The organism is Pseudomonas sp. HMSC067G02, assembly GCF_001813485.1.
GTDB classification, from domain to species: Bacteria; Pseudomonadota; Gammaproteobacteria; order Pseudomonadales; family Pseudomonadaceae; genus Pseudomonas; species Pseudomonas aeruginosa.
Map to the genome: position 1 here is coordinate 83,156 of NZ_KV812666.1, position 25,066 is coordinate 108,221.

24 protein-coding genes are annotated in these 25,066 nt (G+C 66.5%); 15 read left to right on the top strand and 9 right to left on the bottom strand.

Translation table 11 applies throughout. From position 1 onward, the window contains the following. Positions 1 to 42 precede the first annotated feature (42 nt). The 5 genes from dgcP to HMPREF2914_RS12695 all read right to left on the bottom strand — a co-directional run bounded on the left by dgcP (position 43) and on the right by HMPREF2914_RS12695 (position 4,696). Positions 43 to 2,058, bottom strand: a complete 2,016-nt coding sequence (gene dgcP, locus HMPREF2914_RS12675) for a diguanylate cyclase DgcP (protein WP_023092802.1) — start codon at positions 2,056 to 2,058, stop codon at positions 43 to 45. Then, positions 2,055 to 2,933, bottom strand: coding sequence for an endonuclease/exonuclease/phosphatase family protein (locus HMPREF2914_RS12680; RefSeq protein WP_003096975.1), 879 nt, complete (start codon positions 2,931 to 2,933; stop codon positions 2,055 to 2,057). Before HMPREF2914_RS12680 ends, dgcP begins: the two co-directional genes overlap by 4 nt. A 15-nt stretch (positions 2,934 to 2,948) precedes the next feature. Further along, positions 2,949 to 3,584 (bottom strand): thiol:disulfide interchange protein DsbA, encoded by a 636-nt coding sequence (dsbA, locus tag HMPREF2914_RS12685; RefSeq protein ID WP_003096976.1) that lies wholly within the window; start codon positions 3,582 to 3,584, stop codon positions 2,949 to 2,951. Between the two features lie 167 nt (positions 3,585 to 3,751). Then, entirely contained in the window at positions 3,752 to 4,357 is a 606-nt protein-coding gene (locus tag HMPREF2914_RS12690) for a c-type cytochrome (protein WP_003102831.1), read from the bottom strand. Positions 4,358 to 4,402: 45 nt separating this feature from the next. Beyond that, complete coding sequence (locus HMPREF2914_RS12695) at positions 4,403 to 4,696, bottom strand: c-type cytochrome (protein ID WP_003096979.1); 294 nt, start codon at positions 4,694 to 4,696, stop codon at positions 4,403 to 4,405. Between the two features lie 183 nt (positions 4,697 to 4,879). Between HMPREF2914_RS12695 and yihA the strand changes: the two genes are divergently transcribed. Then, entirely contained in the window at positions 4,880 to 5,527 is a 648-nt protein-coding gene (gene yihA / locus HMPREF2914_RS12700) for a ribosome biogenesis GTP-binding protein YihA/YsxC (protein WP_003110563.1), read from the top strand. 263 nt (positions 5,528 to 5,790) lie between these two features. Here yihA and polA read toward each other — a convergent pair whose 3' ends face one another. Continuing rightward, positions 5,791 to 8,532, bottom strand: coding sequence for a DNA polymerase I (gene polA, locus HMPREF2914_RS12705; RefSeq protein ID WP_019485144.1), 2,742 nt, complete (start codon positions 8,530 to 8,532; stop codon positions 5,791 to 5,793). A gap of 77 nt (positions 8,533 to 8,609) precedes the next feature. Between polA and HMPREF2914_RS12710 the strand changes: the two genes are divergently transcribed. After that, on the top strand, positions 8,610 to 8,900 hold the full coding sequence (locus HMPREF2914_RS12710; protein WP_003096984.1) for a DUF2782 domain-containing protein: 291 nt from the start codon (positions 8,610 to 8,612) through the stop codon (positions 8,898 to 8,900). 33 nt (positions 8,901 to 8,933) lie between these two features. Beyond that, a complete protein-coding gene (locus HMPREF2914_RS12715; RefSeq protein WP_003110565.1) occupies positions 8,934 to 9,884 on the top strand; it encodes a homoserine kinase in 951 nt (316 codons plus the stop codon). A gap of 251 nt (positions 9,885 to 10,135) precedes the next feature. Here the strand turns inward: HMPREF2914_RS12715 and HMPREF2914_RS12720 are convergent, their stop codons facing one another. The 3 genes from HMPREF2914_RS12720 to HMPREF2914_RS12730 form a co-directional block, all read right to left on the bottom strand. Next, positions 10,136 to 10,825: a TSCPD domain-containing protein gene (locus HMPREF2914_RS12720; protein ID WP_003096987.1), complete on the bottom strand. Its 690-nt coding sequence runs from the start codon at positions 10,823 to 10,825 to the stop codon at positions 10,136 to 10,138. Between the two features lie 16 nt (positions 10,826 to 10,841). Continuing rightward, entirely contained in the window at positions 10,842 to 13,046 is a 2,205-nt protein-coding gene (locus HMPREF2914_RS12725; RefSeq protein WP_003136457.1) for an adenosylcobalamin-dependent ribonucleoside-diphosphate reductase, read from the bottom strand. A 109-nt stretch (positions 13,047 to 13,155) separates the two neighbouring features. Beyond that, entirely contained in the window at positions 13,156 to 14,079 is a 924-nt protein-coding gene (locus tag HMPREF2914_RS12730) for a zinc ABC transporter substrate-binding protein (RefSeq protein WP_003096990.1), read from the bottom strand. Positions 14,080 to 14,148: 69 nt separating this feature from the next. Between HMPREF2914_RS12730 and zur the strand changes: the two genes are divergently transcribed. The 12 genes from zur (at position 14,149) to HMPREF2914_RS12790 (ending at position 25,055) form a co-directional block, all read left to right on the top strand. Beyond that, positions 14,149 to 14,652, top strand: a complete 504-nt coding sequence (zur, locus tag HMPREF2914_RS12735; RefSeq protein ID WP_003096992.1) for a zinc uptake transcriptional repressor Zur — start codon at positions 14,149 to 14,151, stop codon at positions 14,650 to 14,652. After that, positions 14,652 to 15,461: a zinc ABC transporter ATP-binding protein ZnuC gene (gene znuC / locus HMPREF2914_RS12740; RefSeq protein ID WP_003099732.1), complete on the top strand. Its 810-nt coding sequence runs from the start codon at positions 14,652 to 14,654 to the stop codon at positions 15,459 to 15,461. Before zur ends, znuC begins: the two co-directional genes overlap by 1 nt. Then, positions 15,454 to 16,242 carry a zinc ABC transporter permease subunit ZnuB gene (znuB, locus tag HMPREF2914_RS12745; RefSeq protein WP_003096998.1) on the top strand — a complete coding sequence of 263 codons (789 nt, stop codon included), beginning with the start codon at positions 15,454 to 15,456 and terminating at the stop codon, positions 16,240 to 16,242. Before znuC ends, znuB begins: the two co-directional genes overlap by 8 nt. A 41-nt stretch (positions 16,243 to 16,283) precedes the next feature. Next, positions 16,284 to 17,072, top strand: a complete 789-nt coding sequence (locus HMPREF2914_RS12750; RefSeq protein WP_073668207.1) for a PA5502 family lipoprotein — start codon at positions 16,284 to 16,286, stop codon at positions 17,070 to 17,072. 206 nt (positions 17,073 to 17,278) lie between these two features. Next, positions 17,279 to 18,286, top strand: coding sequence for a methionine ABC transporter ATP-binding protein (locus HMPREF2914_RS12755; protein ID WP_003097002.1), 1,008 nt, complete (start codon positions 17,279 to 17,281; stop codon positions 18,284 to 18,286). Then, positions 18,286 to 18,963 (top strand): methionine ABC transporter permease, encoded by a 678-nt coding sequence (locus tag HMPREF2914_RS12760; protein ID WP_003097004.1) that lies wholly within the window; start codon positions 18,286 to 18,288, stop codon positions 18,961 to 18,963. Before HMPREF2914_RS12755 ends, HMPREF2914_RS12760 begins: the two co-directional genes overlap by 1 nt. Positions 18,964 to 19,039: 76 nt before the next feature. Then, positions 19,040 to 19,822 carry a MetQ/NlpA family ABC transporter substrate-binding protein gene (locus HMPREF2914_RS12765; RefSeq protein WP_023092804.1) on the top strand — a complete coding sequence of 261 codons (783 nt, stop codon included), beginning with the start codon at positions 19,040 to 19,042 and terminating at the stop codon, positions 19,820 to 19,822. Positions 19,823 to 20,024: 202 nt separating this feature from the next. Beyond that, the gene (gene qapR, locus HMPREF2914_RS12770; RefSeq protein ID WP_003097009.1) at positions 20,025 to 20,882 is read left to right on the top strand and encodes a transcriptional repressor QapR; all 858 of its coding nucleotides are present in this window, start codon (positions 20,025 to 20,027) and stop codon (positions 20,880 to 20,882) included. A 4-nt stretch (positions 20,883 to 20,886) separates the two neighbouring features. After that, positions 20,887 to 21,540, top strand: coding sequence for a cysteine hydrolase family protein (locus HMPREF2914_RS12775; protein WP_003097010.1), 654 nt, complete (start codon positions 20,887 to 20,889; stop codon positions 21,538 to 21,540). Continuing rightward, positions 21,537 to 22,868, top strand: coding sequence for a glutamine synthetase family protein (locus HMPREF2914_RS12780; protein ID WP_003097012.1), 1,332 nt, complete (start codon positions 21,537 to 21,539; stop codon positions 22,866 to 22,868). The genes HMPREF2914_RS12775 and HMPREF2914_RS12780 overlap by 4 nt, the downstream gene beginning before the upstream one ends. Positions 22,869 to 22,935: 67 nt before the next feature. Beyond that, positions 22,936 to 23,604, top strand: coding sequence for an N-formylglutamate amidohydrolase (locus HMPREF2914_RS12785; RefSeq protein WP_003136463.1), 669 nt, complete (start codon positions 22,936 to 22,938; stop codon positions 23,602 to 23,604). A 101-nt stretch (positions 23,605 to 23,705) separates the two neighbouring features. After that, the gene (locus HMPREF2914_RS12790) at positions 23,706 to 25,055 is read left to right on the top strand and encodes an APC family permease (RefSeq protein WP_023092805.1); all 1,350 of its coding nucleotides are present in this window, start codon (positions 23,706 to 23,708) and stop codon (positions 25,053 to 25,055) included. Positions 25,056 to 25,066 lie beyond the last annotated feature (11 nt).

A 25,066-nucleotide genomic window follows, 5' to 3' on the forward strand; every position in this document is an offset into this window, starting at 1 on the left:
GCGAGCCCGTCCCGAGTCGCCGGAATGTGCGCTGGTCGCCCTTCAGGCCACTTCCAGGCGGTCCCGGCCGGCGCGCTTGGCTCGATACAGCGCCTGGTCGGCGCGCTCGAAAACCACTTCGCCGGCCTCGTTGCCTTCGAACGCGGTGATGCCGGCGGAACAGGTGATGCTCAGGGGCTCGCCCTTGAAATGGAACGGACAGGCGGCGATCGCCGCGCGCAGCCGTTCGAGTAGTTGCCGGCCGGCTTCCAGGGACGTGGCCGGGAGCAGGACGACGAACTCCTCGCCGCCGAAACGGGCGATGAAATCGGCCTGGCGCAACCGTTTGCGCAATTCGCCGGCAATGATCTTCAGCACCTTGTCCCCGGCCAGGTGGCCGAAGTCGTCGTTGATCCGCTTGAAGTGGTCGATGTCCAGCACCGCCAGCAGCAGATCGCCGCCGTCCCGGTGCCGGCGCGCCACCTCCTGTTCCAGGCGCTCGCTGAGCGCCGCGCGGTTGGGCAGCCCGGTCAGCGGATCGGTCAGGGCTTTCTGTCGCTGGTCCTCCAGGTGGCTGTGGAACGCCTTGGCATCCTGTTCCATGCTGTTGACCCGTTCCATCAGCGCCTGCAGGCGGCCGGACACCTCCTGTTCGTGCTCGGCCTGTTCGCGCTGGTGTTCGTCCATGGAGGCGAGCAGGCCGTTCAGCCGGCTGTCCACCGCCAGCTTGAGGCTGTTCAGGTCGGTCGCCTGCTGCACGCTGGCCTGCAGGCCGCTGACCTGCTCACGCAGCGATTGGTCGAAGCCGCGCGCGTTGTCCAGCACGTCGGTATAGCCGGCGTGGGCGTCGCCCAGGTGGCCGAGGAAGCTTTCCAGGCGCTCGTTGAGTTGCCGCAGGTATTCCTCGAAGTCGCGCTGGCCACTGTCCGCCAGGGACAGCACCAGCACCGCCAGGTCGTCGAGTACCGGCACCAGCTCATACCAGTTCAGGCTGCCATCGATCCGCTCCCGCAGCGCCTCGGCCTGGGGCTGGTGGCTGCTCGGCAGGGACAGGCCGTCGAGCAGCCGCAGCAGGCTGGCCTCGATGTGCGGCGCCACCGCGCTGTAGCCGGGCTCCGGTATCGGCGGCGGCAGTTCGTAGGCCTCGTCTACCGCCTGCCCGTCGAGGTTATCCACAGGGGTGGCCGGAGCTTCGGGCGCGCTTTCAACGTCCGCCGGCATTGCGGGCGACGGCTCCGCACCCGCGTCTTCCAGCGTCTCGCTAAAACTCAGGCCGGCCGGTAGCGGCAGGCTGTCGAGCCAGATTTCCCGGGGCTCATCCAGCAGGATCTGGTTCGGCTCGCCACGCTCGGCGACCCCGACCCAACCCGCTGGCGCGCTTTCGATGGCGGCGACCGTGCGGGCGGGCAACGGCTGCGGCGGACCGCCTGGCGCCTCGTCGTGCTCGGCGACCGGCAGGGACGGCGCGGCCGCCGCCGGTTGGATCGGTGTATTGCTTGCCGCCACAACGGACGGCACCGATGCGCTCGGCTCCGCGGCGGTTTCCGACTCCTTGCCGCCGAACAGGCGTTGCAACAGGCTCGGGCGACCGTCTTCGGCGTCGCCGCCCTTGCGCTCGGCCAGCGCCTGGCGTTGCAGCCTGCTCAGCTCGCTGAGCAGGATCGGAATCTCGCGCGACTGCCGGGCGCGCTCCTCGATATCGCGGGCGAACTGCTTCAGCGGCTTGCGCAGTTCCCGCGGCAGGTTCAGGGCCAGCAACTGCTGGGCCAGTTCGCCGAGGGCATCGATGTTCTGCTGGGTGCGTTGCTGGCGGCGTTGTTCGGAGTCGAGCACGGCCTTTTCCAGGCGCGGAATCAGGCCCGACAGGCCGGCGTCCATGTCGTCGCGACGGAGGATCTCGCGCAGCTCCTTCATGCACTGGTCGACCGCCTTGTCGCTGCCTTCGGCCGCCAGACTGCTACGCACCAGGCCGCGACGCAGCAGGTCGATGCGGGCATCCCAGCGCCGTTGCAGGCGCTCCTGCTGCTCGATGTTCTCCAGGTACTTGTCTTTCCAGCGCTGGACGTCGTCGCGACTCATGGCGGACTCCCGGCATCCCCGCGCACGACCAAGGCCTTGTCGCGCAGGTTGTCCGGCAGGCGAATCTCCACCGATACCGGCAGATGGTCGGAGATCGGCTGGTCGAGCACGTCGACCCGCTCGAGAGCGAGATCGGAACTGAGCAGGATGTGGTCGAGATTGCGCTGCGGCCGCCAGCTGGGAAACGTCGCCTCGACCTGCGGCGCCATCAGGCCGAGGTCGCGCAGGGGCGAGTTTTCCAGAAGATCGACGGCATGGGTGTTCATGTCGCCCATCAGCACCTGATGGCGGTAGTCGCCGATCAGCTCGCGGATATAGGCGAGCTGGCGGGTGCGGGTGCGAGCGCCGAGAGCGAGATGCATCATCACTACCACCAGCGCGTCGGCGCCTTCGCCAAAGCGCACGAAGATCGCGCCGCGTCCCGGCGGACCGGGCAACGGATGATCTTCCAGCAGGGTCGGCCGCCAGCGGCTGAGCAGGCCGTTGCTGTGCTGGGCGATACGCCCGAGGTTGCGGTTGAGCTGCTGGTACCAGTAGGGGAACGCCCCCAACTGGGCCAGGTGCTCGACCTGATTGACGTAGCCGGAACGCAGGCTGCCGCCGTCGGCTTCCTGGAGGGCGACGAGATCGTAGTCGGCGAGCAGTTCGCCGATCCGCTTCAGGTTGGTCGCCCGCCCCGCGTGGGGCAGCAGGTGCTGCCAACCGCGGGTCAGGTAGTGGCGGTAGCGCTCGGTGCTGATACCGACCTGGATGTTGAAGCTGAGAAGGCGCAGGCGGCCGTCGTCGGGCAACTCCCGCGAATCGTCACAGGAGGGGTTCACTCGCGGGTCGCAGCTGCCTGCGACCCGAGGTTCACGCTGCCAGCGGCGCAACATGCCGAATCACCTTGCCTACTTCTTGGCCGCTGCGCGCTCTTTCTCGATCAGGTAGTCGGCCAGCTTGAGGGTTTCCTCCGGACCACCGGCCGAGCCGATGTCGAAGCGGTATTTGCCATTGACCACCATGGTCGGTACGCCGGTGACCTGGTAGGCCATCGCCAGCTTCTTGGCCTTTTCCATCTGGCCCTTGATGGCAAAGGAATTATAGGTGCTCAGGAATTTTTCCTTGTCCACGCCCTTGCCGGCGAGGAAATCGGCCATTTCTTCCGGAGTGGCGAGCTTCTTGTGCTCCTTGTGGATCGCCTCGAACACGGCGTTGTGGACGTCATGCTCGACGCCCATGCTTTCCAGGGTCAGGAACATCTGCCCATGGACGTTCCAGATACCGCCGAACAGGGCAGGCAGGCGCACGAAATGGACATCTGCCGGCAGCTTCTCGCTCCACGGCACGATGGTCGGCTCGAACGCGTAGCAATGCGGGCAGCCATACCAGAACAGTTCCACCACTTCGATCTTGCCCGGCTGGGACACCGGCACCGGGCTGCTCAGCTCGACGTATTCCTTGCCGGCGGTATAGTCGTCGGCCTGGGCGGCCATGCCGAACAGGCTGGCCATGGCCAGCATGGCGGTGAGAATCAGGTTACGCATCGTTCACTCCTAGGCGAGGTCAGTGCCGCTCTCCGGCCGGGTTCGGCCCGGTCAGTTCGACCGGGGGGAGCGGTCACGGGTTCCAGCATTGTAGCGATGGCGGACGCAAAAAAGGGCAGCCGAGGCCACCCTTTTTCATACATCTTTTTTGCCGTGCTACGCAGCGATCAGTGCAGACCCTGGATGTAGCTGGAAATCGCGGCGATGTCCTTGTTCGACAGCTTGGCGGCGATGGACTGCATGATCTTGGTGTCGCCGTCGTTGGTGCGGGTGCCTTCGCGGAAGTCGGTCAGCTGCTTGGCCACGTAGGTCGCGTGCTGGCCGCCCAGGTGCGGGAAACCGGCGGTTGCGATGCCGACGCCGCTCGGGGAATGGCAACCGGTGCAGGCCGGCATGCCTTCAGCGATCTTGCCGCCGCGGAACAGCGCTTCGCCCTGGGCCACCAGGTTCGGATCGGCCATGCCGACGCTCATCTTCTGGCTGGCGAAGTAGGCGGCGATGTCGGCCAGGTCCTGGTCGCTGAGGTTGGTCAGCAGGCCGGTCATTTCCAGCACGGTACGCTTGCCGTCCTTGATGTCATGCATCTGCTTGAGCAGGTAACGCTCGCCCTGGCCGGCCAGTTTCGGGAAGTTCGGCGCCGGGCTGTTGCCATCCGCACCGTGACAGGCGCCGCATACCGCGGCTTTCGCCTGGCCCGCGGCGGCATCGCCAGCGGCATGGGCAAGGCCGGTCAGACCCAGGGTCAACAGCAGACTCACGAGAAGTTTGTTCATCAGCTAATCCAATTACGGCTAAGGGTGAAAGATAGTGGGCTTCGGCTACTTCTTCACCATCCACTGGATGGTTGCCTGGTAGTCTTCGGCACTGCAGTCGGTGCACAGGCCGCGGGGCGGCATGGCGTTGAATCCGTTGGTCACATGCTGGACCAGGGTCGGCATGCCCTTGGCCAGCCGCGGCTCCCAGGCGGCATGGTCGCCCTTTTTCGGCGCCATCGGCAGCTGGCCGTCGTGACACGCGCCACAGGTCCGGTTGAACACTGCTTCCGGGTCCTGCGCCGCCTGCGCCGTAACGGCCACCGCAACGACTGTCGCTGCGAGCAGCAGTTTCTTCATGATCGTCCTCATCAGGGGGAACGCCCGCGTTCTACCGCGCGGAAAATGCTCTGTCCGTTCCCGCGCGCGCTCGACCCTGGGGGATAAAGCGCACACAAAATCCGCGGCATTATATACTTCCGATACCGAAACGGAAACGAAACAGCCCCCCGCGACACCGAGTCGCACCCCTGTGGATAACCCATGTCAGAGAAGAACCCCATCGTCGGCCTGTGCCAGAAGGCCAGCTTTCTCATCAGTGCCGCCCAGGTCGACCAGTGCCCCCCCGACGAGGGCCTGGAAGTCGCTTTCGCCGGGCGCTCCAATGCCGGCAAGTCGAGCGCGCTGAACACCCTCACCCACGCCAACCTGGCGCGCACCTCGAAAACCCCGGGACGTACCCAACTGCTCAATTTCTTCGCCCTGGACGACTCGCGGCGCCTGGTGGACCTGCCCGGCTACGGCTACGCGAAGGTGCCGATCCCCCTGAAGCAGCACTGGCAGCGCCACCTGGAAGCCTACCTGAGCAGCCGCGCAAGCCTGGCCGGGGTGTTCCTGATGATGGACATCCGCCATCCGCTCACCGACTTCGACCGACTGATGCTGGATTGGGCACAGGCCAGCCAGCTGCCGATCCATGTACTGATGACCAAGGCCGACAAGCTGGCCTTCGGCGCGGCCAAGAACGCCCTGCTCAAGGTACGCCGGGAAGTCCAGCAAGGCTGGGGCGACGTCGCCACCCTGCAACTGTTCTCCGCACCCAAGCGCCAGGGCGTCGACGAGGCGCAAATGGTCCTGGCGCAATGGCTGGGCCTGCTGGACGAGGACCAAGAGGCGTTCGAGGAAGCCTGAATTCCAGGCAAAAAAAACCCCGAGCTTCGTATGGGGAGGGGGAAGTTCGGGGTTCAAGTCCGGACCGCTAGGGCGGGGTCCAGGAATCTGCCAACACTAAACACTGCAAAGGAGCATCGAAGGGCTCAAGAAGCCATTCGTGTGTTCTGACTGTCGGCAAAACGGGAAAGTTCAGCGCACCGCGAAAAACTTTTCCACGGCACCCTCACCGGGCACTCCGGACCTGCTCGCAAGGCCCGCCACACGGGCCTCGCAACCGTTCATCAGTGGGCTTCGTCCCAGTTCGAACCGACACCCGCCTCGACCACCAGCGGTACGTCCAGGGTCGCCGCGCCGCTCATCAGCGGGCGGATTCCCTCGCACACCTGCTCGACCAGGTCCTCGCGCACTTCCAGCACCAGTTCGTCGTGCACCTGGAGGATCACCCGGGCATCGAGGCCGCTTTCCTGCAGCCAGTTATCCACAGCGACCATGGCGCGCTTCATGATGTCCGCCGCGGTGCCCTGCATCGGCGCGTTGATCGCGGTGCGCTCGGCGGCCTTGCGCATGGCACCGTTCTTCGAATGGATCTCCGGCAGGTACAGACGACGGCCGAACAGGGTTTCGACGAAGCCCTGCTCCGCGGCCTGGGCGCGGGTCCGTTCCATGTACGCCAGGACGCCGGGGTAGCGGGCGAAGTAACGGTCGATGTAGGCCTGGGCCTCCTTGCGCTCGACGCCGATCTGCTTGGCCAGGCCGAAGGCGCTCATGCCGTAGATCAATCCGAAGTTGATCGCCTTGGCGCTGCGTCGCTGGTCGCCACTGACGTCTTCCAGCGGCACGCCGAAGACTTCCGCCGCGGTGGCGCGGTGTACGTCCAGGTCGTGGCGGAAGGCATCCAGCAGGCCATCGTCCTTGGCCAGGTGGGCCATGATCCGCAGCTCGATCTGCGAGTAGTCCGCGGCCAATAGCTTGTAGCCCTGCGGCGCGACGAACGCCTGGCGGATGCGCCGGCCCTCCGCGGTGCGGATCGGGATGTTCTGCAGGTTCGGGTCGCTCGACGACAGCCGCCCGGTAGCCGCCACCGCCTGGTGGTATGAGGTATGGATGCGCCCGGTGCGCGGGTTGATCTGCTCGGGCAGGCGGTCGGTGTAGGTGCTCTTGAGCTTGCTCATGGAGCGGTACTGCATGATCACCTTGGGCAGCTCGAAGTCCTGCTCGGCCAGTTCGGCGAGCACCGCCTCGGCGGTGGACGGCTGGCCGGTCGCGGTCTTGCTCAGCACCGGCAGGCCGAGCTTGTCGTAGAGGATCGCGCCGAGCTGCTTGGGCGAGCCGAGGTTGAATTCCTGCCCCGCCAGGTCGTATGCCTGGCGCTCCAGGGCGACCATCTTCTCGCCCAGTTCGCGGCTCTGGATGCCCAGCAGGTTGGCGTCGACCAACGCGCCGTTGCGCTCGATCCGCGCCAGCACCGGTACCAGCGGCATCTCGATATCGGTCAGGACCCTGGCCAGGGACGGGATCGCCTCCAGCTTCTGCCACAGGGCCTGGTGCAGGCGCAGGGTCACGTCGGCGTCCTCCGCCGCATAGGGCCCGGCCTGTTCGATGGCGATCTGGTCGAAGGTCAGTTGCTTGGCGCCCTTGCCGGCGATGTCCTCGAAACGGATGGTGCTGTGGCCGAGGTACTTCAGGGCCAGGCTGTCCATGTCGTGGCGAGTGGCGGTGGAGTCCAGCACATAGGACTCGAGCATGGTGTCGTAGGCTACGCCCCGCAGCGCGATGGGGGTGCTGGCATTGGCCAGGACATTGATGTCGTACTTGGCATGCTGGCCGACCTTGAGCTTCTTCGGATCCTCCAGCAGCGGTTTCAATGCACGCAGCACCGCGTCACGGTCCAGTTGCTCGGGAACGCCCATATAGCTGTGGGCCAGCGGCACGTAGGCGGCCTCGCCCTCCTTCACGGCGAAGGACACCCCCACCACCTGCGCCTGCTGGGCGTCGATGCTGGTGGTCTCGGTATCGAAGGCGATCAGCTCGGCCTCCTCCAGCTTCTTCAGCCAGGCGTCGAACCCGGCCTGGTCGAGCACCACGTCGTAGTCGACCTCGGCCTGGATAGGCGTTTCCGCCTCGCCGTTCTCGCCGGCCTCCTTGGCCTCGCGCAGGAGGTCGTCCAGCCAGTTCTTGAACTCCAGCTCGCGGTACAGGGCGATCAGCGCTTCGCGCTGCGGCTCGCCGGGATACAGCTTGTCGATCTCCACGTCCAGTTCGACGTCGGTCTTGATGGTCGCCAACTGATAGGACAGGAACGCCTGCTCGCGATTTTCCTCGAGCTTCGCCGGCAAACCCTTGGCGCCGCGGATCGGTAGCTCGGGCACCTTGTCCAGGCTGGCGTAGAGCACCTCCAGGCCGCCACCGACACCGGTCAGCAGGCCCAGCGCGGTTTTCTCGCCGACACCCGGAACGCCGGGGATGTTGTCGACCTTGTCGCCCATCAGGGCGAGGAAATCGATGATCAGCTCAGGACCGACGCCGAATTTCTCTTTCACGCCATCCACGTCGAGGCGGCTACCGGTCATGGTGTTGACCAGCGTAATGTGCCCGTCGACCAGTTGCGCCATGTCCTTGTCGCCGGTGGAAATCACCACCGGGCGGCCGGCCGCGGCGCTGCTGCGCGCCAGGGTGCCGATCACGTCGTCGGCCTCGACCCCCTCCACGCACAGCAGCGGCAGGCCGAGGGCGCGGACGCTGGCATGCAGCGGCTCGACCTGGACCCGCAGGTCGTCGGGCATCGACGGCCGGTTGGCCTTGTACTCGGCGAACAGCTCGTCGCGGAAGGTCGGGCCCTTGGCGTCGAAGACCACCGCGAACGGGCTGTCCGGGTACTGCTTGCGCAGGCTCAGGAGCATGTTCAGCACGCCCTTCACCGCACCGGTGGGCTTGCCGGTCGAGGTGGTCAGCGGCGGCAGGGCATGGAAGGCGCGGTACAGGTACGAGGAACCGTCCACCAGGACGAGGGGCGCTTGGCTCATGAGGGGAATCAACCTTTTCCGGAGACCAGGGCGTGTAGAATGAACCCTGGACGATTCGATAAAGGAGCAAGGTTACCATGCGTACGCTGAACCGCTTGATGCTCGCCGGACTGCTGGCGTTCGCCCCGCTCGTCGCGATGGCGGCGGACGACGACGCGCCCTCCGGCGAGCCCGACGTAACCATCCGCCAGGAGGGCGACAAGACCATCCAGGAATACCGCGTGAATGGCTTCCTCTACGCCATCAAGGTGGTTCCCAAGCATGGCAAACCCTATTTCCTGGTCCGCGCCGACGGCAGCGATGGCAACTTCATTCGCTCCGACCAGCCGGACAAGCTGATTCCACAATGGGAGATCTTCAGCTGGTGATGTGCATTTCCAACCTGGCGAGGCCGCGCTGACATGTCGGTGTTCACCCCACTCGAACGCTCGACCCTGGAAGCCTTCCTCGCCCCCTACGACCTGGGCCGCCTGCGGGATTTCCGTGGCATCGCCGAAGGCTCCGAGAACAGCAACTTCTTCGTCAGCCTGGAACACGGCGAGTTCGTCCTGACCCTGGTCGAGCGCGGCCCGGTGCAGGACCTGCCGTTCTTCATCGAACTGCTCGACGTGCTCCACGAGGACGGCCTGCCGGTGCCCTACGCCCTGCGCACCCGCGACGGCGAGGCCCTGCGCCGTCTCGAAGGCAAGCCGGCGCTGCTGCAACCGCGCCTGGCCGGCCGCCACGAGCGGCAGCCGAACGCCCACCACTGCCAGGAAGTGGGCGATCTGCTCGGCCACCTTCACGCCGCCACCCGCGGGCGCATCCTCGAACGCCCCAGCGACCGTGGCCTGCCCTGGATGCTGGAACAAGGTGCCAACCTCGCCCCGCGACTACCGGAACAGGCCCGCGCCCTGCTCGCCCCGGCCCTGGCGGAGATCGCCGCGCTGGATGCCGAGCGCCCTGCGCTGCCGCGCGCCAACCTGCATGCCGACCTGTTCCGCGACAACGTGCTGTTCGACGGCCCGCACCTGGCCGGTCTGATCGACTTCTACAACGCCTGCTCCGGCTGGATGCTCTACGACCTGGCGATCACCCTGAACGACTGGTGCTCCAATGCCGACGGCAGCCTGGACCCGGCCCGCGCCCGCGCCCTGCTCGCCGCCTACGCCAACCGCCGGCCGTTCACCGCGCTGGAAGCCGAGCACTGGCCGAGCATGCTGCGGGTCGCCTGCGTGCGCTTCTGGCTGTCGCGACTGATCGCCGCCGAGGCGTTCGCCGGACAGGACGTGCTGATCCATGATCCGGCGGAGTTCGAGATGCGCCTGGCGCAACGGCAGAACGTGGAGATTCATTTGCCGTTTGCGTTGTAGGCAGGAACCACAGGAGCACGGCCGTCCTGCGGCCGTTCGCCCTTCAAAAACCATGCGGTTCGGCGTCTCGGAGTGAGGCCGAGCCGACATCCTGTCGAGGCCTCGTCGTTCGCATTGAAAAACGCATGCGGTTCGGCGTCTTGGGTAAGGCCGAGCTGACATCCTGTCGAGGCTTCGTCGTTCAGCCCACCCCCAGCCCGGCCATCCTGGCCGGTCGTTCGCATTGAAAAACGCATGCGTTTTTCAAGTGCTCACCCACATTTCGAGTGTCCGCAGTTGAGGCAGGTGGCGCAGCCGTCCATCTGTACCACCGCCATGCTGTTGCACTTGCCGCACAGTTGCGCGCCGGCGGGGAAGCCTTCGCCCGGCTCGACCTTGCTGGTGCCCTGGGCGGCCTCGTAGGCGGCGCGTTTTTCCGCGAGGAAAAGACGCTGTTCCTCGTCCAATTCAGGGCCACGCAACAGGCCGATGGCCGTCAGGTGGCGCTCCAGCACGCCGCCGATCTCGGCGACGATGGAAGGCATGTAGATGCCGCCTTTCTTCAGGTAGCCCCCGCGCGGGTCGAATACCGCCTTGAGTTCCTCGACAAGGAAGGTGCAGTCGCCGCCCTTGCGGAAAACCGCGGACATGATGCGGGTAAGTGCGACGATCCACTGGAAATGATCCATGTTCTTCGAGTTGATGAAGATCTCGAAGGGACGCCGCTGCTCGTGCGCCGTACCCGCGTTGAGGACCATGTCGTTGATGGTCACGTAGAGCGCGTGCTCGAACAGCGGCGACTTGATCTTGTAGGTGGCGCCGATCAGGGTATCCGGGCGCTCCAGGGTCTCGTCCATCTGCACCACCGACGCGGCTTCCGCGGCGGCGGCAAGGGCCTGCTCCTCGGCTTCGTTGACGACCTTGAAGCCCTTGATCTTCTGCGTGATCTTGACTGCTGACATATCGATTCCCCCGGCCTCAGTACTTGCCGTAATAGCCTTCTTTCAAGGCGTCGAAGAGGTTGGCGGCGGTATGGATCTCACCGTCGTACTCGACCTGCTCGTTGCCCTTGAACTCCACCACGCTGCCGTCCTCCAGTTCGAAGCGGTAGCGGGTCTTCTCCAGGTCGGACTCCTTGACCAGCACGCCCTGGAACGCCTCGGGATTGAAGCGGAAGGTGGTGCAGCCCTTGAGTCCCTGGTGCCAGGCGTAGCGGTAGATGTCCTTGAAGTCCTCGAACGGGTAGTCGGTGGGCACGTTGGCGGTCTTGGAGATCGACGAATCGACCCACTTCTGCGCCGCCGCCTGGATGTCCACGTGCTGCGCCGGGGTGACGCTGTCGGCGGTGATGAAGTAGTCCGGCAGGCGTCGCGCCGGGTCGTCGCTGTCCGGCAGGGCCTGGGCGTTGACCAGGGTCCGGTAGGCCAGCAGCTCGTAGCTGTAGACCTCGACCTTTTCCTTGGTCTTGCGGCCTTCGCGGATCAGGTTGCGCGAATAATGGTGGGCGAAGCTCGGCTCGATGCCGTTGGAGGCGTTGTTCGCCAGGCTCAGGCTGATGGTACCGGTCGGCGCGATGGAGCTGTGGTGGGTGAAGCGCGCACCGGTTTCAGCCAACGCCTCGATCAGTTCCGGAGCATGTTCGGCGACCCGCTGCATGTAGCGGGAATACTTGGCGTGAAGCACGCTGCCGCGGATGCGGTCGCCGGCCTTATAGCCATCGGCGGCCATTTCCGGACGCTTGCGAAGCATTTCCGCGGTGACTTCGTAGTCCTGCGCCAGGATCGGCGCCGGGCCCTTCTCCCTGGCCAGCTCCAGGGCCACTTCCCAGCCCACCAGGGCCATTTCCCGCGCCACTTCCTCGGTGAATACGCAGGCCTCGGGACTGCCGTAGCGCAGCTTGAGCAAGGTCAGGGTCGAGCCCAGGCCGAGGAAGCCCATGCCATGCCGGCGCTTGCCAAGGATTTCCTGGCGTTGCTGTTCCAGCGGCAGGCCGTTGATTTCCACCACGTTGTCGAGCATCCGGGTAAACACCCGCACCACTTCGCGGAAACGGTCCCAGTCGAAGCGCGCCTCGTCGCCAAATGGCTGCTCGACGAAGCAGGTGAGATTCACCGAGCCGAGCAGGCACGAGCCATACGGCGGCAGCGGTTGCTCGCCGCAGGGGTTGGTGGCGCGGATCGCCTCGCACCACCAGTTGTTGTTCAGTTCGTTGACCCGGTCGATGAGGATGAAGCCCGGCTCCGCATAGTCGTAGGTGGAGACCATGATCATGTCCCACAGGTGACGGGCGCGGACCTGGCCGTAGACCTTGCAGGCGACCAGCCCGTCGGCGCGCTGGACGTAGTCGTCCTGGATCGGCCATTCGCGCCAGACCACCGCGTTGGGGTCGTCGAGGTCGATCTCGTCGCGCTCCTTCACGTGCACCGGGAATACCAGCGGCCAGTCGGCGTCCTGTTCCACCGCCTGCATGAACTGGTCGGTGATCAGCAGGCTCAGGTTGAACTGGCGCAAGCGCCCGTCCTCGCGCTTGGCGCGGATGAATTCGCGGACGTCCGGGTGGCTGACATCGAAGGTGCCCATCTGCGCGCCGCGGCGGCCGCCGGCGGAGCTGACGGTGAAGCACATCTTGTCGTAGATGTCCATGAACGACAGCGGCCCGCTGGTGTAGGCACCGGCACCGGAAACGTAGGCGCCGCGCGGGCGCAGGGTGCTGAACTCATAGCCGATGCCGCAGCCGGCCTTGAGCGTCAGGCCGGCCTCGTGGACTTTCTCGAGGATGTGGTCCATGGAGTCCTGGATGGTCCCGGACACCGTGCAGTTGATGGTCGAGGTGGCCGGCTTGTGCCCCAGGGCGCCGGCATTGGAAATGATCCGGCCGGCCGGGATGGCGCCGTTGCGCAGGGCCCAGAGGAAGCGCCCGTACCAGTGTTCGCGGGAGGCCTTGTCCTCGACATCGGCAAGGGCGCGGGCGACGCGTTGCCAGGTACCGTCGACGCTGGCATCCACCGGCGTACCGTCCTTGCTCTTGAGCCGGTACTTCTTGTCCCAGATATCCTGCGACGCGTCCTGCAGGGCGATGGTCCCGCGTTCGGTGCGGGGACTGCGTGCGTCTGTCTTGGCCATCCGCTGATTAACCTCCCGATGGTTGTTGGGGCGTCCGAAGCCGGCCACCGTACGCAACATCTAGTTATCCGTACCTGACGGGAATCAATATCTTGTGTCAGGCAGCAACAGACAACCTTAGTCATCGGGACGCCGCGCGCAAGAGGGCGCGGCCATCAGTCACGGGTTTTCAGAGCTTTTCCAGACAGCCGGCAAATTCGCCTGCCAGGTTGTTCAGAAGATTCTCATAGCCGTTGGCGTCCACGCTCACGTTCACGCCCAGGTCGTCCAGTTCGGCCAGGCGCACCGGCAGGCCTTCGCTGAGGGTGTCGGCCAGCCGCGGTCGAAGCGGCGGCTCGCTGAAGATGCAGGCCGGACCGGCGGCCTTCAGCTGGGCGCGCATGGCGGCGACATGGCGTGCTCCCGGCTGGACCTCCGCGGATACCGCGAACACGCCGGTATGGCGCAACCCGTAGGCTTCCTCGAAATAGTCGAAGGCTTCGTGGAAGACGAAGAAAGGCTTGCCGGCAAGCTTGCCCAGGCGTTCGCGGAGTTTCCCGTCGAGCCCGCCGAGGCGCTCCTCGAAGGCCTTCAGGTTGGCCCGGTAGCGCCCGGCGTTGGCCGGGTCGACCTGGGCCAGGTCCTCGGCCATCCGCGCGGCGATGGTGCGGGCGTTGGCCGGCAACAGCCAGAGGTGGGCGTCGAGCATGCCGGGACGATGGTCATGGTCGTGCTCGTCGTGCCCGGCATGCTCCTCTTCCTCGAAATTGACGAACTTGCGCAGGTGCATGCCCGGCAGGTCCTGCACCGCGACGCTGGTGCCCTGGCGGCCGGCGAGCACCTTGGGCAGGAAGTTCTCCAGGTCCGGGCCGATCCAGTAGAACAATTGCACCTCGCGCAGCCGCCGTACGTCGGAAGGACGCAGGGCGTACTGGTGTGGCGAGGCGCCCGGCGGCAGCAGTACGTCCGGCTGGCCGACGCCGTCCTGGATGGCCGCGGCGACCAGTTGCAGCGGTTTGATGCTGGTCAGCACGCTGACCTCGGCGCGCGCCGGCGAAGCCAGCAGGAACAGGGCGAAGCAGGCGGACAGCAGGGCAAAGGGACGCAGGGTCACGGCGGCACTCACATGAAAGGTGGTTAGCGGGTAATATAATAACGTCTCTACCCTCGAGCGTCGCAGCCCATGTACAAGATTGCGCCCAAGACCCCGCTGGCCTGCCAGCCCCATGACCACAGCCAGTGCGTCAGCACCGCGCTGGCCGAGGCCGATGCGCTGTGCGCGCGCCAGGGCGTGCGCCTGACCGAACTACGGCGGCGCGTGCTGGAACTGGTCTGGCAGAGCCACAAGCCGCTGGGGGCCTACGATATCCTCGCGGTGCTCAGCGAAACCGACGGCCGCCGCGCCGCACCGCCGACCGTCTACCGCGCGCTGGACTTCCTCCAGGAGAACGGCCTGGTGCACCGCATCGCCTCGCTCAACGCATTCGTCGGCTGCAACAACCCGGAGCACAGCCACCAGGGCCAGTTCCTCATCTGCCGCACCTGCCACACCGCGATCGAGCTGGAACAGCCGGATATCAGCCGGGCCATCGTCGCCGGAGCGAACAGCGTCGGCTTCGCCGTTGAAAGCCAGACCGTCGAGGTGGTCGGCCTCTGCGGCACCTGCCGGGACCAGAAGGACGCCTGATGGACAACGCGCTGGTGCGGCTGACCCAGGTCGGCGTGTCCTTCAACGGCCAGGCGGTGCTGAGCGATGTCGACCTGGCCATCGAGCCCGGCCAGATCGTCACCCTGATCGGCCCCAACGGCGCCGGCAAGACCACCCTGGTACGCAGCGTGCTCGGCCTGCTCAAGCCGCACGTCGGCGAGGTCTGGCGACGGCCGCGGCTGACCATCGGCTACATGCCGCAGAAACTCCACGTCGACGCCACCCTGCCGCTCAGCGTACTGCGCTTCCTCCGCCTGGTACCCGGGGTCAGGCGCGAGCAGGCGCTGGCGGCGTTGCGCGAGGTCGGCGCGGCGCACGTGCTGGAGCGACCGCTGCAAAGCATTTCCGGCGGCGAACTGCAACGCGTGCTGCTGGCCCGCGCCCTGCTGCGCAAGCCCGAGCTGCTGGTGCTCGACGAGCCGGTGCAGGGCGTCGACGTCGCCGGCCAGGCCGAACTCTACCGCCTCATCGGCAAACTGCGCGACCGCTACGGCTGCGGTGTGCTGATGGTCTCCCACGACCTGCACCTGGTGATGAGTGCCACCGACCAGGTGGTCTGCCTGAACCGCCATGTCTGCTGCTCAGGGCACCCCGAGCAGGTCAGCGGCGACCCGGCCTTCGTCGAGCTGTTCGGCCAGGACGCTCGCAGCCTGGCGATCTACCACCACCACCACGATCACGCCCACGACCTCCACGGCGAGGTGGTCAAGGCCGGTCCCGGCGCCTTGCCTCCAGGCACCCGCTTCACTCCTGTCCACAAGCACGGCCCCGACTGCAACCATGGCTGACTTCCTGCTCAACGCCCTCCTCGCCGGCCTCGCCCTGGCCCTGGTGGCTGGCCCCCTGGGCTCCTTCGTGGTCTGGCGGCGGATGGCCTATTTCGGCGATACCCTGTCCCACGCCGCACTGCTCGGGGTAGCCCTGGGTTTCCTCCTCGATGTCAGCCCGACCCTGGCTGTGACCGTCGGCTGCGTGCTGCTCGCAGTGCTGCTGGTGACCCTGCAGCAGCGCCAGCCGCTGGCCGCCGACACCCTGCTGGGCATCCTCGCCCACAGCACCCTGTCGCTGGGCCTGGTCACCCTGAGCTTCATGAAGGAAGTGCGGGTCGACCTGATGGCTTACCTGTTCGGCGATCTGCTGGCGGTGAGCGCCAGCGACCTGCTGTGGATAATCGCCGGCAGCGCGCTGGTCCTGGCACTGATCTGCTTCCTCTGGCGGCCGCTGCTGGCGATCACCGTGCACGAGGAACTGGCGAAGGTGGAAGGCCTGCCGGTCGGAGCGATCCGCCTGGCGCTGATGTTGCTGATCGCCATCGTCATCGCCGTGGCGATGAAGATCGTCGGCGTACTGCTGATCACCTCGCTGCTGATCATTCCCGCCGCCGCCGCCCAGCGCCATGCCCGCAGTCCCGAGCAGATGGCGGTCGGTGCCAGCCTGCTGGGACTGGTCGCGGTGTGCGCCGGCCTGGCCCTGTCCTGGTTCAAGGATACCCCCGCCGGCCCCTCGATCGTGGTCAGCGCCGCCGGCCTGTTCCTGCTGAGTTTTGTCCTGCCCCGCCGCACGGTGTAGAATCTGGCGATTTTTTGACCAAACGAGAACCCGCAGGAATGATGTCGTCCTTCTTTCGCCTGCTGTCCGTCCTGGCGGCGGCGCTGCTGGTCAGCGCCTGCCAGGGCAATGCGTCGTCGCAACCGACGCCGGTGGTCGCGCCCCAGGCGCAGCCCGCCGATCCCTACGCCGAACTGCAGGAAACCCTGGCCGCCGGCAAGCTCGAACAGGCCGAGCAACAATGGCTGGCCCTGCGCAGCGCAGCCGCCAGCGACGAGCGCGTCGAAGCGTTCCGCCGCCAGTTGGCCGAGGCCTACATGCAGCGCGGGGAAACCGCGCTGCGTCAAGGAGACCTCAACACCGCCACCAGCGCCCTCGGCCATGCCCGCGGACTGATGCCCAAGGCACCGGCGCTGACCGCCGGGCTGGACGGTGCGATCAACCGCGCCAAGGTCGATCCCGCCCGCGCCGAGCAGGCCCGACGCATGCAGCAGGCGGCCCGGCAGCAGATGCAGCAGATCATCCAGACGCCGCCCGGCGGCGAGCTGAAGCCGCTACCCGGCGCTCCCCACCTGCTCGATCCGCAAGCGGCCAGCAGCGCCGTGCCCCTGCCGATGCTCGACGGCACCGGCCAGGGCGGCCTCGGTGCGGTGCTCGACGCGGTGGCCGCGGATGTCGTCGCCTACCGTTGCAGGGTGCATATCGAAGTGCGCCGGGACAGCGACTATCCGCTGGTTTCCGACCAGCTCCTGGCGCGGGTGAAGAAGCTCTCACCCGATTTCGACCTGCATCTCAGCCATGTCGTACAGGCCGACAAGCCGACCCGATTGATACTTACCCCCCGGAATTGAGGCCGGTCCAGCCCCGGCCGCAGCAGAAAGCGCTTGTCGGGAGCGAGCCAGACGCTTATTCCATTTCAATGTTTTTTCATCACCAATAAATATTAATAATGCATAAGAAAGCAAGGTAAAATGTTCGGTTTAGCTGACCGCCCATGCTTCCCGCCAAGCCCGTGCTCCAGCCGTAACAGCATCGCCGCACCCACAAGGTTCGCCCAGTGATCGAATTCCACGACGTCCACAAGACCTATCGAGTTGCCGGTCGGGAAATCCCCGCCTTGCAACCGACCCGCCTGAACATCCAGGCCGGGCAGATTTTCGGCCTGATCGGCCATTCCGGTGCCGGCAAGAGCACCCTGCTGCGCCTGATCAACCGCCTCGAGGAGCCCAGCGGCGGCCGCATCCTGGTCGAGGGCGAAGACGTCACCGCCCTCGACGCCGAAGGCCTGCGCCGTTTCCGCCAGCGCGTCGGGATGATCTTCCAGCACTTCAACCTGCTGTCCTCGAAGACCGTCGCCGACAACATCGCCATGCCCCTGCGCCTGGCCGGCGGCTTCAGCCGTGCCGAAGTCGATGCGCGGGTCTCCGAGCTGCTCGCACGGGTCGGCCTGTCCGACCACGCGCGCAAGTATCCGGCCCAGCTCTCCGGCGGACAGAAACAGCGCGTCGGCATCGCTCGCGCCCTGGCCTGCCGGCCGAGCATCCTGCTCTGCGACGAGGCCACCAGCGCCCTCGATCCGCAGACCACCGCCTCGGTCCTGCAACTGCTGGCGGAAATCAATCGCGAGCTGAAGCTGACCATCGTCCTCATCACCCACGAGATGGACGTGATCCGTCGTGTCTGCGACCAGGTCGCGGTCATGGACGGCGGCGCCATCGTCGAGCAGGGCGATGTCGCCGATGTCTTCCTCCATCCGCAGCACCCGACCACCCGCCGCTTCGTGTTCGAGGCCGAACGGGTCGACGAAGACGAGCGTCACGACGATTTCGCCCACGTGCCGGGTCTCATCCTGCGCCTGACCTTCCGCGGCGAAGCCACCTATGCGCCACTGCTGGGCACCGTGGCGCGGCAGACCGGGGTCGACTACAGCATCCTTTCCGGACGCATCGACCGCATCAAGGACACGCCCTACGGCCAGCTGACCCTGGCCCTGGTCGGCGGTGACCTGGAAGCCGCCATGAGCCAGTTGAACGCCGCTGACGTACATGTGGAGGTACTGCGCTGATGGACTTCTTCGAAACCATGAGCTTCGCCAACATCGACTGGTACGAAATCTGGCTGGCCAGCGTCGACACCTTCTGGATGCTCGGCGGTTCGCTGCTGTTCACGGTGGTCCTCGGCCTGCCCCTCGGCGTCCTGCTGTTCCTTACCGGGCCACGGCAGATGTTCGAGCAGAAGGCGGTCTACACCCTGCTCTCGCTAGTGGTGAACATCCTCCGTTCGTTGCCGTTCATCATCCTGCTGATCGTGATGATCCCGCTGACCGTACTGATCACCGGTACCTCGCTGGGCGTGGCCGGGGCCATCCCGCCGCTGGTGGTGGGCGCCACGCCGTTCTTCGCGCGCCTGGTGGAAACCGCGCTGCGCGAGGTCGACAAGGGCATCATTGAGGCAACCCAGGCGATGGGCGCCAGCACCCGGCAGATCATCTGGAACGCCCTGCTGCCGGAAGCCCGGCCGGGCATCATCGCCGCCATCACCGTCACCGCCATCACCCTGGTCTCGTACACCGCGATGGCCGGAGTGGTCGGCGCCGGCGGGCTGGGCGACCTGGCGATCCGCTTCGGCTATCAGCGCTTCCAGACCGACGTGATGGTGGTCACCGTGGTGATGCTGCTGATCCTCGTCCAGATTCTGCAAACCGTGGGCGACAAGCTGGTGGTGCACTTCTCGCGCAAGTAAGCTTGCCGGCCAAGCCCAAAACCCTGAGCGCCGCGGTTATCCACAGCCGCCAGGAACACCTCGAAAGGAGTTGAAGATGAAAAAACTGCTTGCTGCTTTCTCCGCTGTCGCGGCGCTCGGCCTCACCGCCGCCCAGGCCGCCGAGACCCTCACCGTCGCGGCCACCCCGGTGCCGCACGCGGAGATCCTCAATGTGGTCAAGCCGCTGCTGGCCAAGGAAGGCGTGGACCTGAAGGTCAAGGAGTTCACCGACTACGTGCAGCCGAACGTGCAGGTCTCGGAGAAGCGCCTGGACGCCAACTTCTTCCAGCACCAGCCGTACCTCGATGAGTTCAACAAGGCCAAGGGCACCGACCTGGTCGCCGTGACCGGCGTACACATCGAGCCGCTGGGCGCCTACTCGAGCAAGTACAAGAAGCTCGACGAACTGCCTTCCGGCGCTACCGTGGTGATCCCCAACGACGCCACCAACGGCGGCCGCGCCCTGCTCCTGCTGGACAAGGCTGGGGTGATCAAGCTCAAGGACAACAAGAGCATCACCGCCACGCCGAAGGACATCATCGACAATCCGAAGAACATCAAGATCCGCGAACTGGAAGCCGCGACCCTGCCGCGCGTGCTGACCCAGGTCGACATGGCGCTGATCAATACCAACTACGCCCTGGAAGCCAAGCTGAACCCGACCAAGGATGCGCTGGCCATCGAAGGCAGCGACTCGCCCTACGTGAACATCCTCGTCGCGCGGCCGGACAACAAGGACAGCGACGCCATGCAGAAGCTGGCCAAGGCCCTGCACAGCGCCGAGGTCAAGCAGTTCATCCAGGAGAAATACAAAGGCGCGGTGGTGCCGGCGTTCTGAGCCACGCTGCGTAACCGCCCCTGGAAAAAGCCCGGTCTTCGACCGGGCTTTTTCGTTTCCGGCCCGGCCGCACGTCTGCCTGCCGTGCCACGACAGCGGTCATTCGGTCGTTTTCGGGGAATGTAGTGAAAAAAACATTCCGTCACATATTGAACAATTTGAAAAATTCACTACACAATCGACCCACCTTCGAGGATGCCCCATGCAAGAACTAAAACAACGCCTGGCCTCCCCGCCCGCCGAACTGACTCCCGCGGAGCGCAAGGTGGTGCGTGCCCTGCTCGATGACTACCCGCGCCTCGGCCTCGGCCCGATGACGCGCCTGGCCCGGCACGCCGGAGTCAGCGACCCGACGATCATGCGCCTGGTGAAAAAGCTCGGCTTCGCCGGCTACGGCGACTTCCAGGAAGCGCTGCTGGCCGACGTCGACGACCGCCTGCGCTCGCCGCGCACCCTGCTCGCCGAACGCCGCGAGCGGATGGGCCGCGACGACACCTGGGCGCGCTACCTCGACCAGGCTGGCCAGAGCCTGCAACAGACCCTCGGCCTGACCCGCCCCGATGACATCCAGCGCCTCGCCGACTGGCTGCTCGACAGCCGCCTGCGCGTACACTGCCACGGCGGACGCTTCAGCCGTTTCCTCGCCGGCTACCTGGTCACCCATCTGCGCCTGCTGCGCCCGCAATGCCGATTGCTCGACGACGGCGCCCTGCTCCCCGACCAGCTCTACGACCTCGGCCGCCAGGACCTGCTGGTCCTGTTCGACTATCGCCGCTACCAGAGCCAGGCCCAGCACGTGGCCCAGGCCGCCAAGGCACGCGGCACACGGCTGGTGCTGTTCACCGACATCTACGCCTCGCCGCTGCGCGAACACGCCGACCTGATCGTCAGTTCGCCGGTGGAATCCGCCTCGCCCTTCGACTCGCTGGTGCCGGCCATGGCCCAGGTCGAGGCACTGGTAGCGACCCTGGTGGCGCGCATGGGCGCGCCGCTCGACGAACGCCTGGAGGGCATCGACCAGCTCCGCAACGCGTTCAGCAGTCATCTTCTGGAGGAATGACCCGATGTTCAGCCTGCCCCACCACTCGCCGCGCGACCTGCCGTTCGGCCGCCGGCAGACCGCCATCCTGTTCGTCGACATGCAGCGCGCCTGGGTCGAGCCGGGGCGCGACCCGCACGTCGATCCGCAGGCGGCCGGCTACTTCTACGAGCGCGTGCAGAACCAGGTGATCCCCAACCAGCAGCGCCTGCTCGGGGCCATGCGCGCAGTGGACGAGAACGTCCTGCACACCGTCATCGAGAGCCTCACCGCCGATGGCCGCGACCGCTCGCTGGATCACAAGCTGTCGGAGATGCACCTGCCCAAGGGCAGCCCGGACGCCAGGGTGATCGACGCCCTGGAGCCGACCGCCAACGAGATCGTGCTGCCGAAGACCTCTTCCGGCGTTTTCAACTCCACCGCCATCGACTACGTACTGCGCAACCTCGGCACCCGCCACCTGATCGTCTGCGGGGTGGTCACCGACCAGTGCGTGGACATGGCCGTGCGCGATGCCGCCGACCGCGGCTACCTGGTCACCCTGGTCGAGGATGCCTGTGCCACCCATACCCCGGAACGCCACCAGGCCTGCCTGGAAGCGATCAAGGGCTACTGCTGGATCAGCGACACCGAGACCGTCCTGCAACGCATCGCCGCCCTCGGCCGGAGCAACCTGTGAACCGCCTGCAGCCGGTACGCCTGGTCAGCTTCGTCACCACCGACCTGGCCGGCATCACCCGCGGGCGCTCGCTGCCCCTGGCGACCCTGGAAGAGCAACTGGCCAGCGGTTGCGGCTGGGTACCAGCGAACAGTTCGCTGACCCCGCAGGACCTGATCGACGAGAGCAGCCCCTGGGGCAGCCACGGCGACCTGCGCCTGCTGCCCGACCCGAACAGCCGGGTGCGCGTCGAGCAGGGTCCCGACGCCGCTGCGCCGGCGCTCGACTACCTGCACGGCAACCTGGTGGAAACCGACGGCACGCCGTGGCCGGCCTGCCCGCGCGGCCTGCTGCTGGCCGAGGTGGAGCGCTATCGCGACAGCGGCCTGCAGGTCATCGCGGCGTTCGAACACGAATTCAGCCTGCTCGGCCTGCCCGGCGAGCGTCCGGCCGCGGCGTTTTCGCTGCAGGCCCAGCGTGCCGCCGGGCAGTTCCCCGGCTGGCTGGTCAGCGCCCTGGCCCAGGCCGGCACCGAGCCGGAGATGTTCCTCCCCGAATACGGCCAGCGCCAGTACGAGGTCACCTGCCGCCCGGCGCAGGGCGTGGCCGCCGCCGACCGCGCGGTGAACGTCCGCGAGGTCACTCGCGAAGTGGCGCGGCAGATGGGCCTGCGTACCTGCTTCGCACCGCTGCCGGCACCCGGCGCGGTGACCAACGGGGTGCACCTGCACCTGAGCCTGCAACATGCCGACGGCAGCCCGCTGCTGTACGAGCCCGGTCGACCCAACGATCTCTCCGAACTCGGCGAGCACTGGGCCGCCGGCGTGCTCGCGCACCTGCCGGCGCTGTGCGCGCTGACCGCGCCTACCGCCGCCTCCTACCTGCGCCTGAAACCCCACCACTGGAGCGCCGCCTACGCCTGCCTGGGACTGCGCAACCGCGAAGCGGCGCTGCGCATCTGTCCGGTGGTGAGCGTCGGCGGCAAGCCGCTGGGCAAGCAGTACAACCTGGAATTCCGGCCGATGGACGCCACCGCCTGTCCGCACCTGGCGATGGCCGCGGTGCTGATCGCCGGCCGCCTGGGCATCGAACGACGCCTGCCGCTGCGCGCCCTGGCCGATGTCGATCCGCACGGCCTCAGCGACGAAGAGCGCCAGGCCCGCGGCATCCAGGCCCTGCCGGCGACCCTCGGCGATGCGCTCGACTGCCTGCAGCGCGACGAGACGCTCTGCGCCGAGCTGCCAAAGCCGCTGCTGGACACTTACCTCGCCATGAAGCGCCACGAACTGGCACTGACGGCGGGCCTTTCCGACGACGACCTGTGCCGCCACTATGCCGAGCTTTACTGACAACCCCGAACTCGGCATCTACCAGCTGCCACCCTACCGCCTGCTCAACCCCGAAGGGCGCAGCCCGGTGGTCCTGGTCTGCGAGCACGCCAGCCGGCACATCCCGCTGGAGTTGCAGCGCCTCGGCCTGGACCAGGCCGCGGCGGAAGAACACATCGCCTGGGATATCGGCGCCCTGGCGCTGGCCGAAGAGCTTTCCCGGCGGCTCGACGCGCCATTGCTGGCGGCCGGCTACTCGCGCCTGCTGATCGACCTGAACCGACCGCTGGAGGCACCCGACAGCATTCCGCCGCACAGCGAGATCTACCCGGTTCCCGGCAACCGCGAGCTGTCCGAGACGGTGCGCCGCTATCGCCAGGATTGCCTGTTCCATCCGTTCCACCAGCGCCTGACGCAACTGCTCGACGAGCGCCAGGCCGCCGGCGTGCCGACCCGCGTGGTCGGCGTGCACAGTTTTACCCCGGTGTACCACGGCAGACCCCGCCCGCTGGTTGCCGGGGTGCTTTATCGCAACGCCGGCGCCTACGCCGGGCGCATCCTCGACGGTTTGCGCCGGCACGGCCTGGAAGTCGCCGGCAACCAGCCCTATGCGATCGACCCGGCGGAAGACACTACCGTTCCGGTGCATGGCGACGCACGCGGTCTGGAAGCGGTGCTGCTGGAGATCCGCAACGATGGATTGCGCACGCCGGATGCGGTGAGCGCCTGGGCCGAGCGTCTGTATCCCTGGCTCTGATGCGATGACCGGCGCCGCCGGTCGCCAATAACGAGAAAGAGGCCCGCTTCGCGTGCGGCGCCGATAACGACAATACGCTGCCTTTTCCCGAGGAGCCCGTCATGGTCATCGAACAGTTCGGATACCGGCAACAGCTGCGCCGCAGCCTGTCCCTGAGCGACCTGATCATCTACGGGATGATCTTCATGATCCCCATCGCCCCGTTCGGGGTCTACGGCTGGGTCCATGCCGACGCCCACGGCATGGTGCCGATGGCCTACCTGGTGGGCATGCTGGCGATGCTCTTCACCGCCCTCAGCTACGGAGCCATGGCCAAGGCCTTTCCGATTGCCGGCTCGGTGTATTCCTATGCGCAGCGCGGCATCCACCCCCATGTCGGCTTCATCGCCGGCTGGGTGCTGCTGCTCGACTACCTGCTGATCCCGCCGCTGCTCTACGTGTTCAGCGCACTGGCGCTGAACCACTTGTTCCCGGCGATCCCCAAGCTGGCCTGGATGCTGCTGTTCCTGGTCTCGGCGACCCTGGTCAACCTGCGCGGCATCACCTTCGCCGCCCGCGCCAACCTGTTGTTCCTGATCGGAGAGCTGGTGGTCCTGGCGATCTTCCTGGTGGTCGGCTACCAGGCGCTGGAAGGCGGCCTGGGCAACGGCCGGCTGACCCTCGAACCGCTGTATCGCCCGGAGGCCTTCGATCTCGGCCTGGTGATGAAGGCCGCCTCGATCGCCGTACTGTCGTTCCTCGGCTTCGACGCCATCTCCACCCTCGCCGAGGAGGTCAAGGGCGATCCCGCGCGACAGATCGGCCGCGCCGCGCTGATCGCGCTGTTCATCATGGGCGGCATCTTCATCGCGCAGACTTGGCTGGCCACCGACCTCGCCGCCGGGATGAACTTCAAGTCGGCGGACACCGCCTTCTACGAGATCGCCGAAGCGGCCGGTGGCCAGTGGCTGTCGATGCTGACCGCGGTAGCCACCGCGCTGGCCTGGGGTGTCACCGTGTCGATCACCTCGCAGGCAGCGGTCTCGCGCCTGCTCTACTCGATGGCCCGCGACGGCAGGCTGCCGCGCGCGCTGGCCAGGGTCCATCCGCGCTACCAGACGCCGCACGTCAGCCTGTACCTGGTGGCGTTGCTGTCGCTGGGAATCGGCTGGGCCTTCCTCGACGCACCGGACGTGCTCACCTCACTGGTGAACTTCGGTGCCCTCACCGGCTTCTGCCTGCTGCACCTGAGCGTGATCAACCACTACTACCGCCGCCAGCGCTCCGGCCAGTGGTTGCGGCATCTACTGTTCCCGCTGGTGGGCCTGGCGATCATCGCCTACGTGCTGTACAGCATGAGCCTCGACGCACAGTTGCTCGGACTGGCCTGGATCGCGGTGGGGCTGGTCTACCTGGCGTTGCTGCAACGCGGCGGGCGCCAGGCGCCAACGGAGTTGGCCAAGGATCTCTGACGCCTCGCGAG

Bases quoted from the DNA above. Each gene is read 5' to 3' on its own strand.
- dgcP (WP_023092802.1), bottom strand. From the start codon at position 2,058: ATGAGTCGCGACGACGTCCAGCGCTGGAAAGACAAGTACCTGGAGAAC.
- HMPREF2914_RS12680 (WP_003096975.1), bottom strand. From the start codon at position 2,933: ATGTTGCGCCGCTGGCAGCGTGAACCTCGGGTCGCAGGCAGCTGCGAC.
- qapR (WP_003097009.1), top strand. From the start codon at position 20,025: ATGCAAGAACTAAAACAACGCCTGGCCTCCCCGCCCGCCGAACTGACT.
- yihA (WP_003110563.1), top strand. From the start codon at position 4,880: ATGTCAGAGAAGAACCCCATCGTCGGCCTGTGCCAGAAGGCCAGCTTT.
- znuC (WP_003099732.1), top strand. From the start codon at position 14,652: ATGGACAACGCGCTGGTGCGGCTGACCCAGGTCGGCGTGTCCTTCAAC.
- HMPREF2914_RS12765 (WP_023092804.1), top strand. From the start codon at position 19,040: ATGAAAAAACTGCTTGCTGCTTTCTCCGCTGTCGCGGCGCTCGGCCTC.
- HMPREF2914_RS12750 (WP_073668207.1), top strand. From the start codon at position 16,284: ATGTCGTCCTTCTTTCGCCTGCTGTCCGTCCTGGCGGCGGCGCTGCTG.
- HMPREF2914_RS12690 (WP_003102831.1), bottom strand. From the start codon at position 4,357: ATGAACAAACTTCTCGTGAGTCTGCTGTTGACCCTGGGTCTGACCGGC.
- HMPREF2914_RS12790 (WP_023092805.1), top strand. From the start codon at position 23,706: ATGGTCATCGAACAGTTCGGATACCGGCAACAGCTGCGCCGCAGCCTG.
- HMPREF2914_RS12695 (WP_003096979.1), bottom strand. From the start codon at position 4,696: ATGAAGAAACTGCTGCTCGCAGCGACAGTCGTTGCGGTGGCCGTTACG.
- polA (WP_019485144.1), bottom strand. From the start codon at position 8,532: ATGAGCCAAGCGCCCCTCGTCCTGGTGGACGGTTCCTCGTACCTGTAC.
- HMPREF2914_RS12775 (WP_003097010.1), top strand. From the start codon at position 20,887: ATGTTCAGCCTGCCCCACCACTCGCCGCGCGACCTGCCGTTCGGCCGC.
- HMPREF2914_RS12715 (WP_003110565.1), top strand. From the start codon at position 8,934: ATGTCGGTGTTCACCCCACTCGAACGCTCGACCCTGGAAGCCTTCCTC.
- HMPREF2914_RS12720 (WP_003096987.1), bottom strand. From the start codon at position 10,825: ATGTCAGCAGTCAAGATCACGCAGAAGATCAAGGGCTTCAAGGTCGTC.
- znuB (WP_003096998.1), top strand. From the start codon at position 15,454: ATGGCTGACTTCCTGCTCAACGCCCTCCTCGCCGGCCTCGCCCTGGCC.
- HMPREF2914_RS12760 (WP_003097004.1), top strand. From the start codon at position 18,286: ATGGACTTCTTCGAAACCATGAGCTTCGCCAACATCGACTGGTACGAA.
- HMPREF2914_RS12710 (WP_003096984.1), top strand. From the start codon at position 8,610: ATGCGTACGCTGAACCGCTTGATGCTCGCCGGACTGCTGGCGTTCGCC.
- zur (WP_003096992.1), top strand. From the start codon at position 14,149: ATGTACAAGATTGCGCCCAAGACCCCGCTGGCCTGCCAGCCCCATGAC.
- dsbA (WP_003096976.1), bottom strand. From the start codon at position 3,584: ATGCGTAACCTGATTCTCACCGCCATGCTGGCCATGGCCAGCCTGTTC.
- HMPREF2914_RS12725 (WP_003136457.1), bottom strand. From the start codon at position 13,046: ATGTTGCGTACGGTGGCCGGCTTCGGACGCCCCAACAACCATCGGGAG.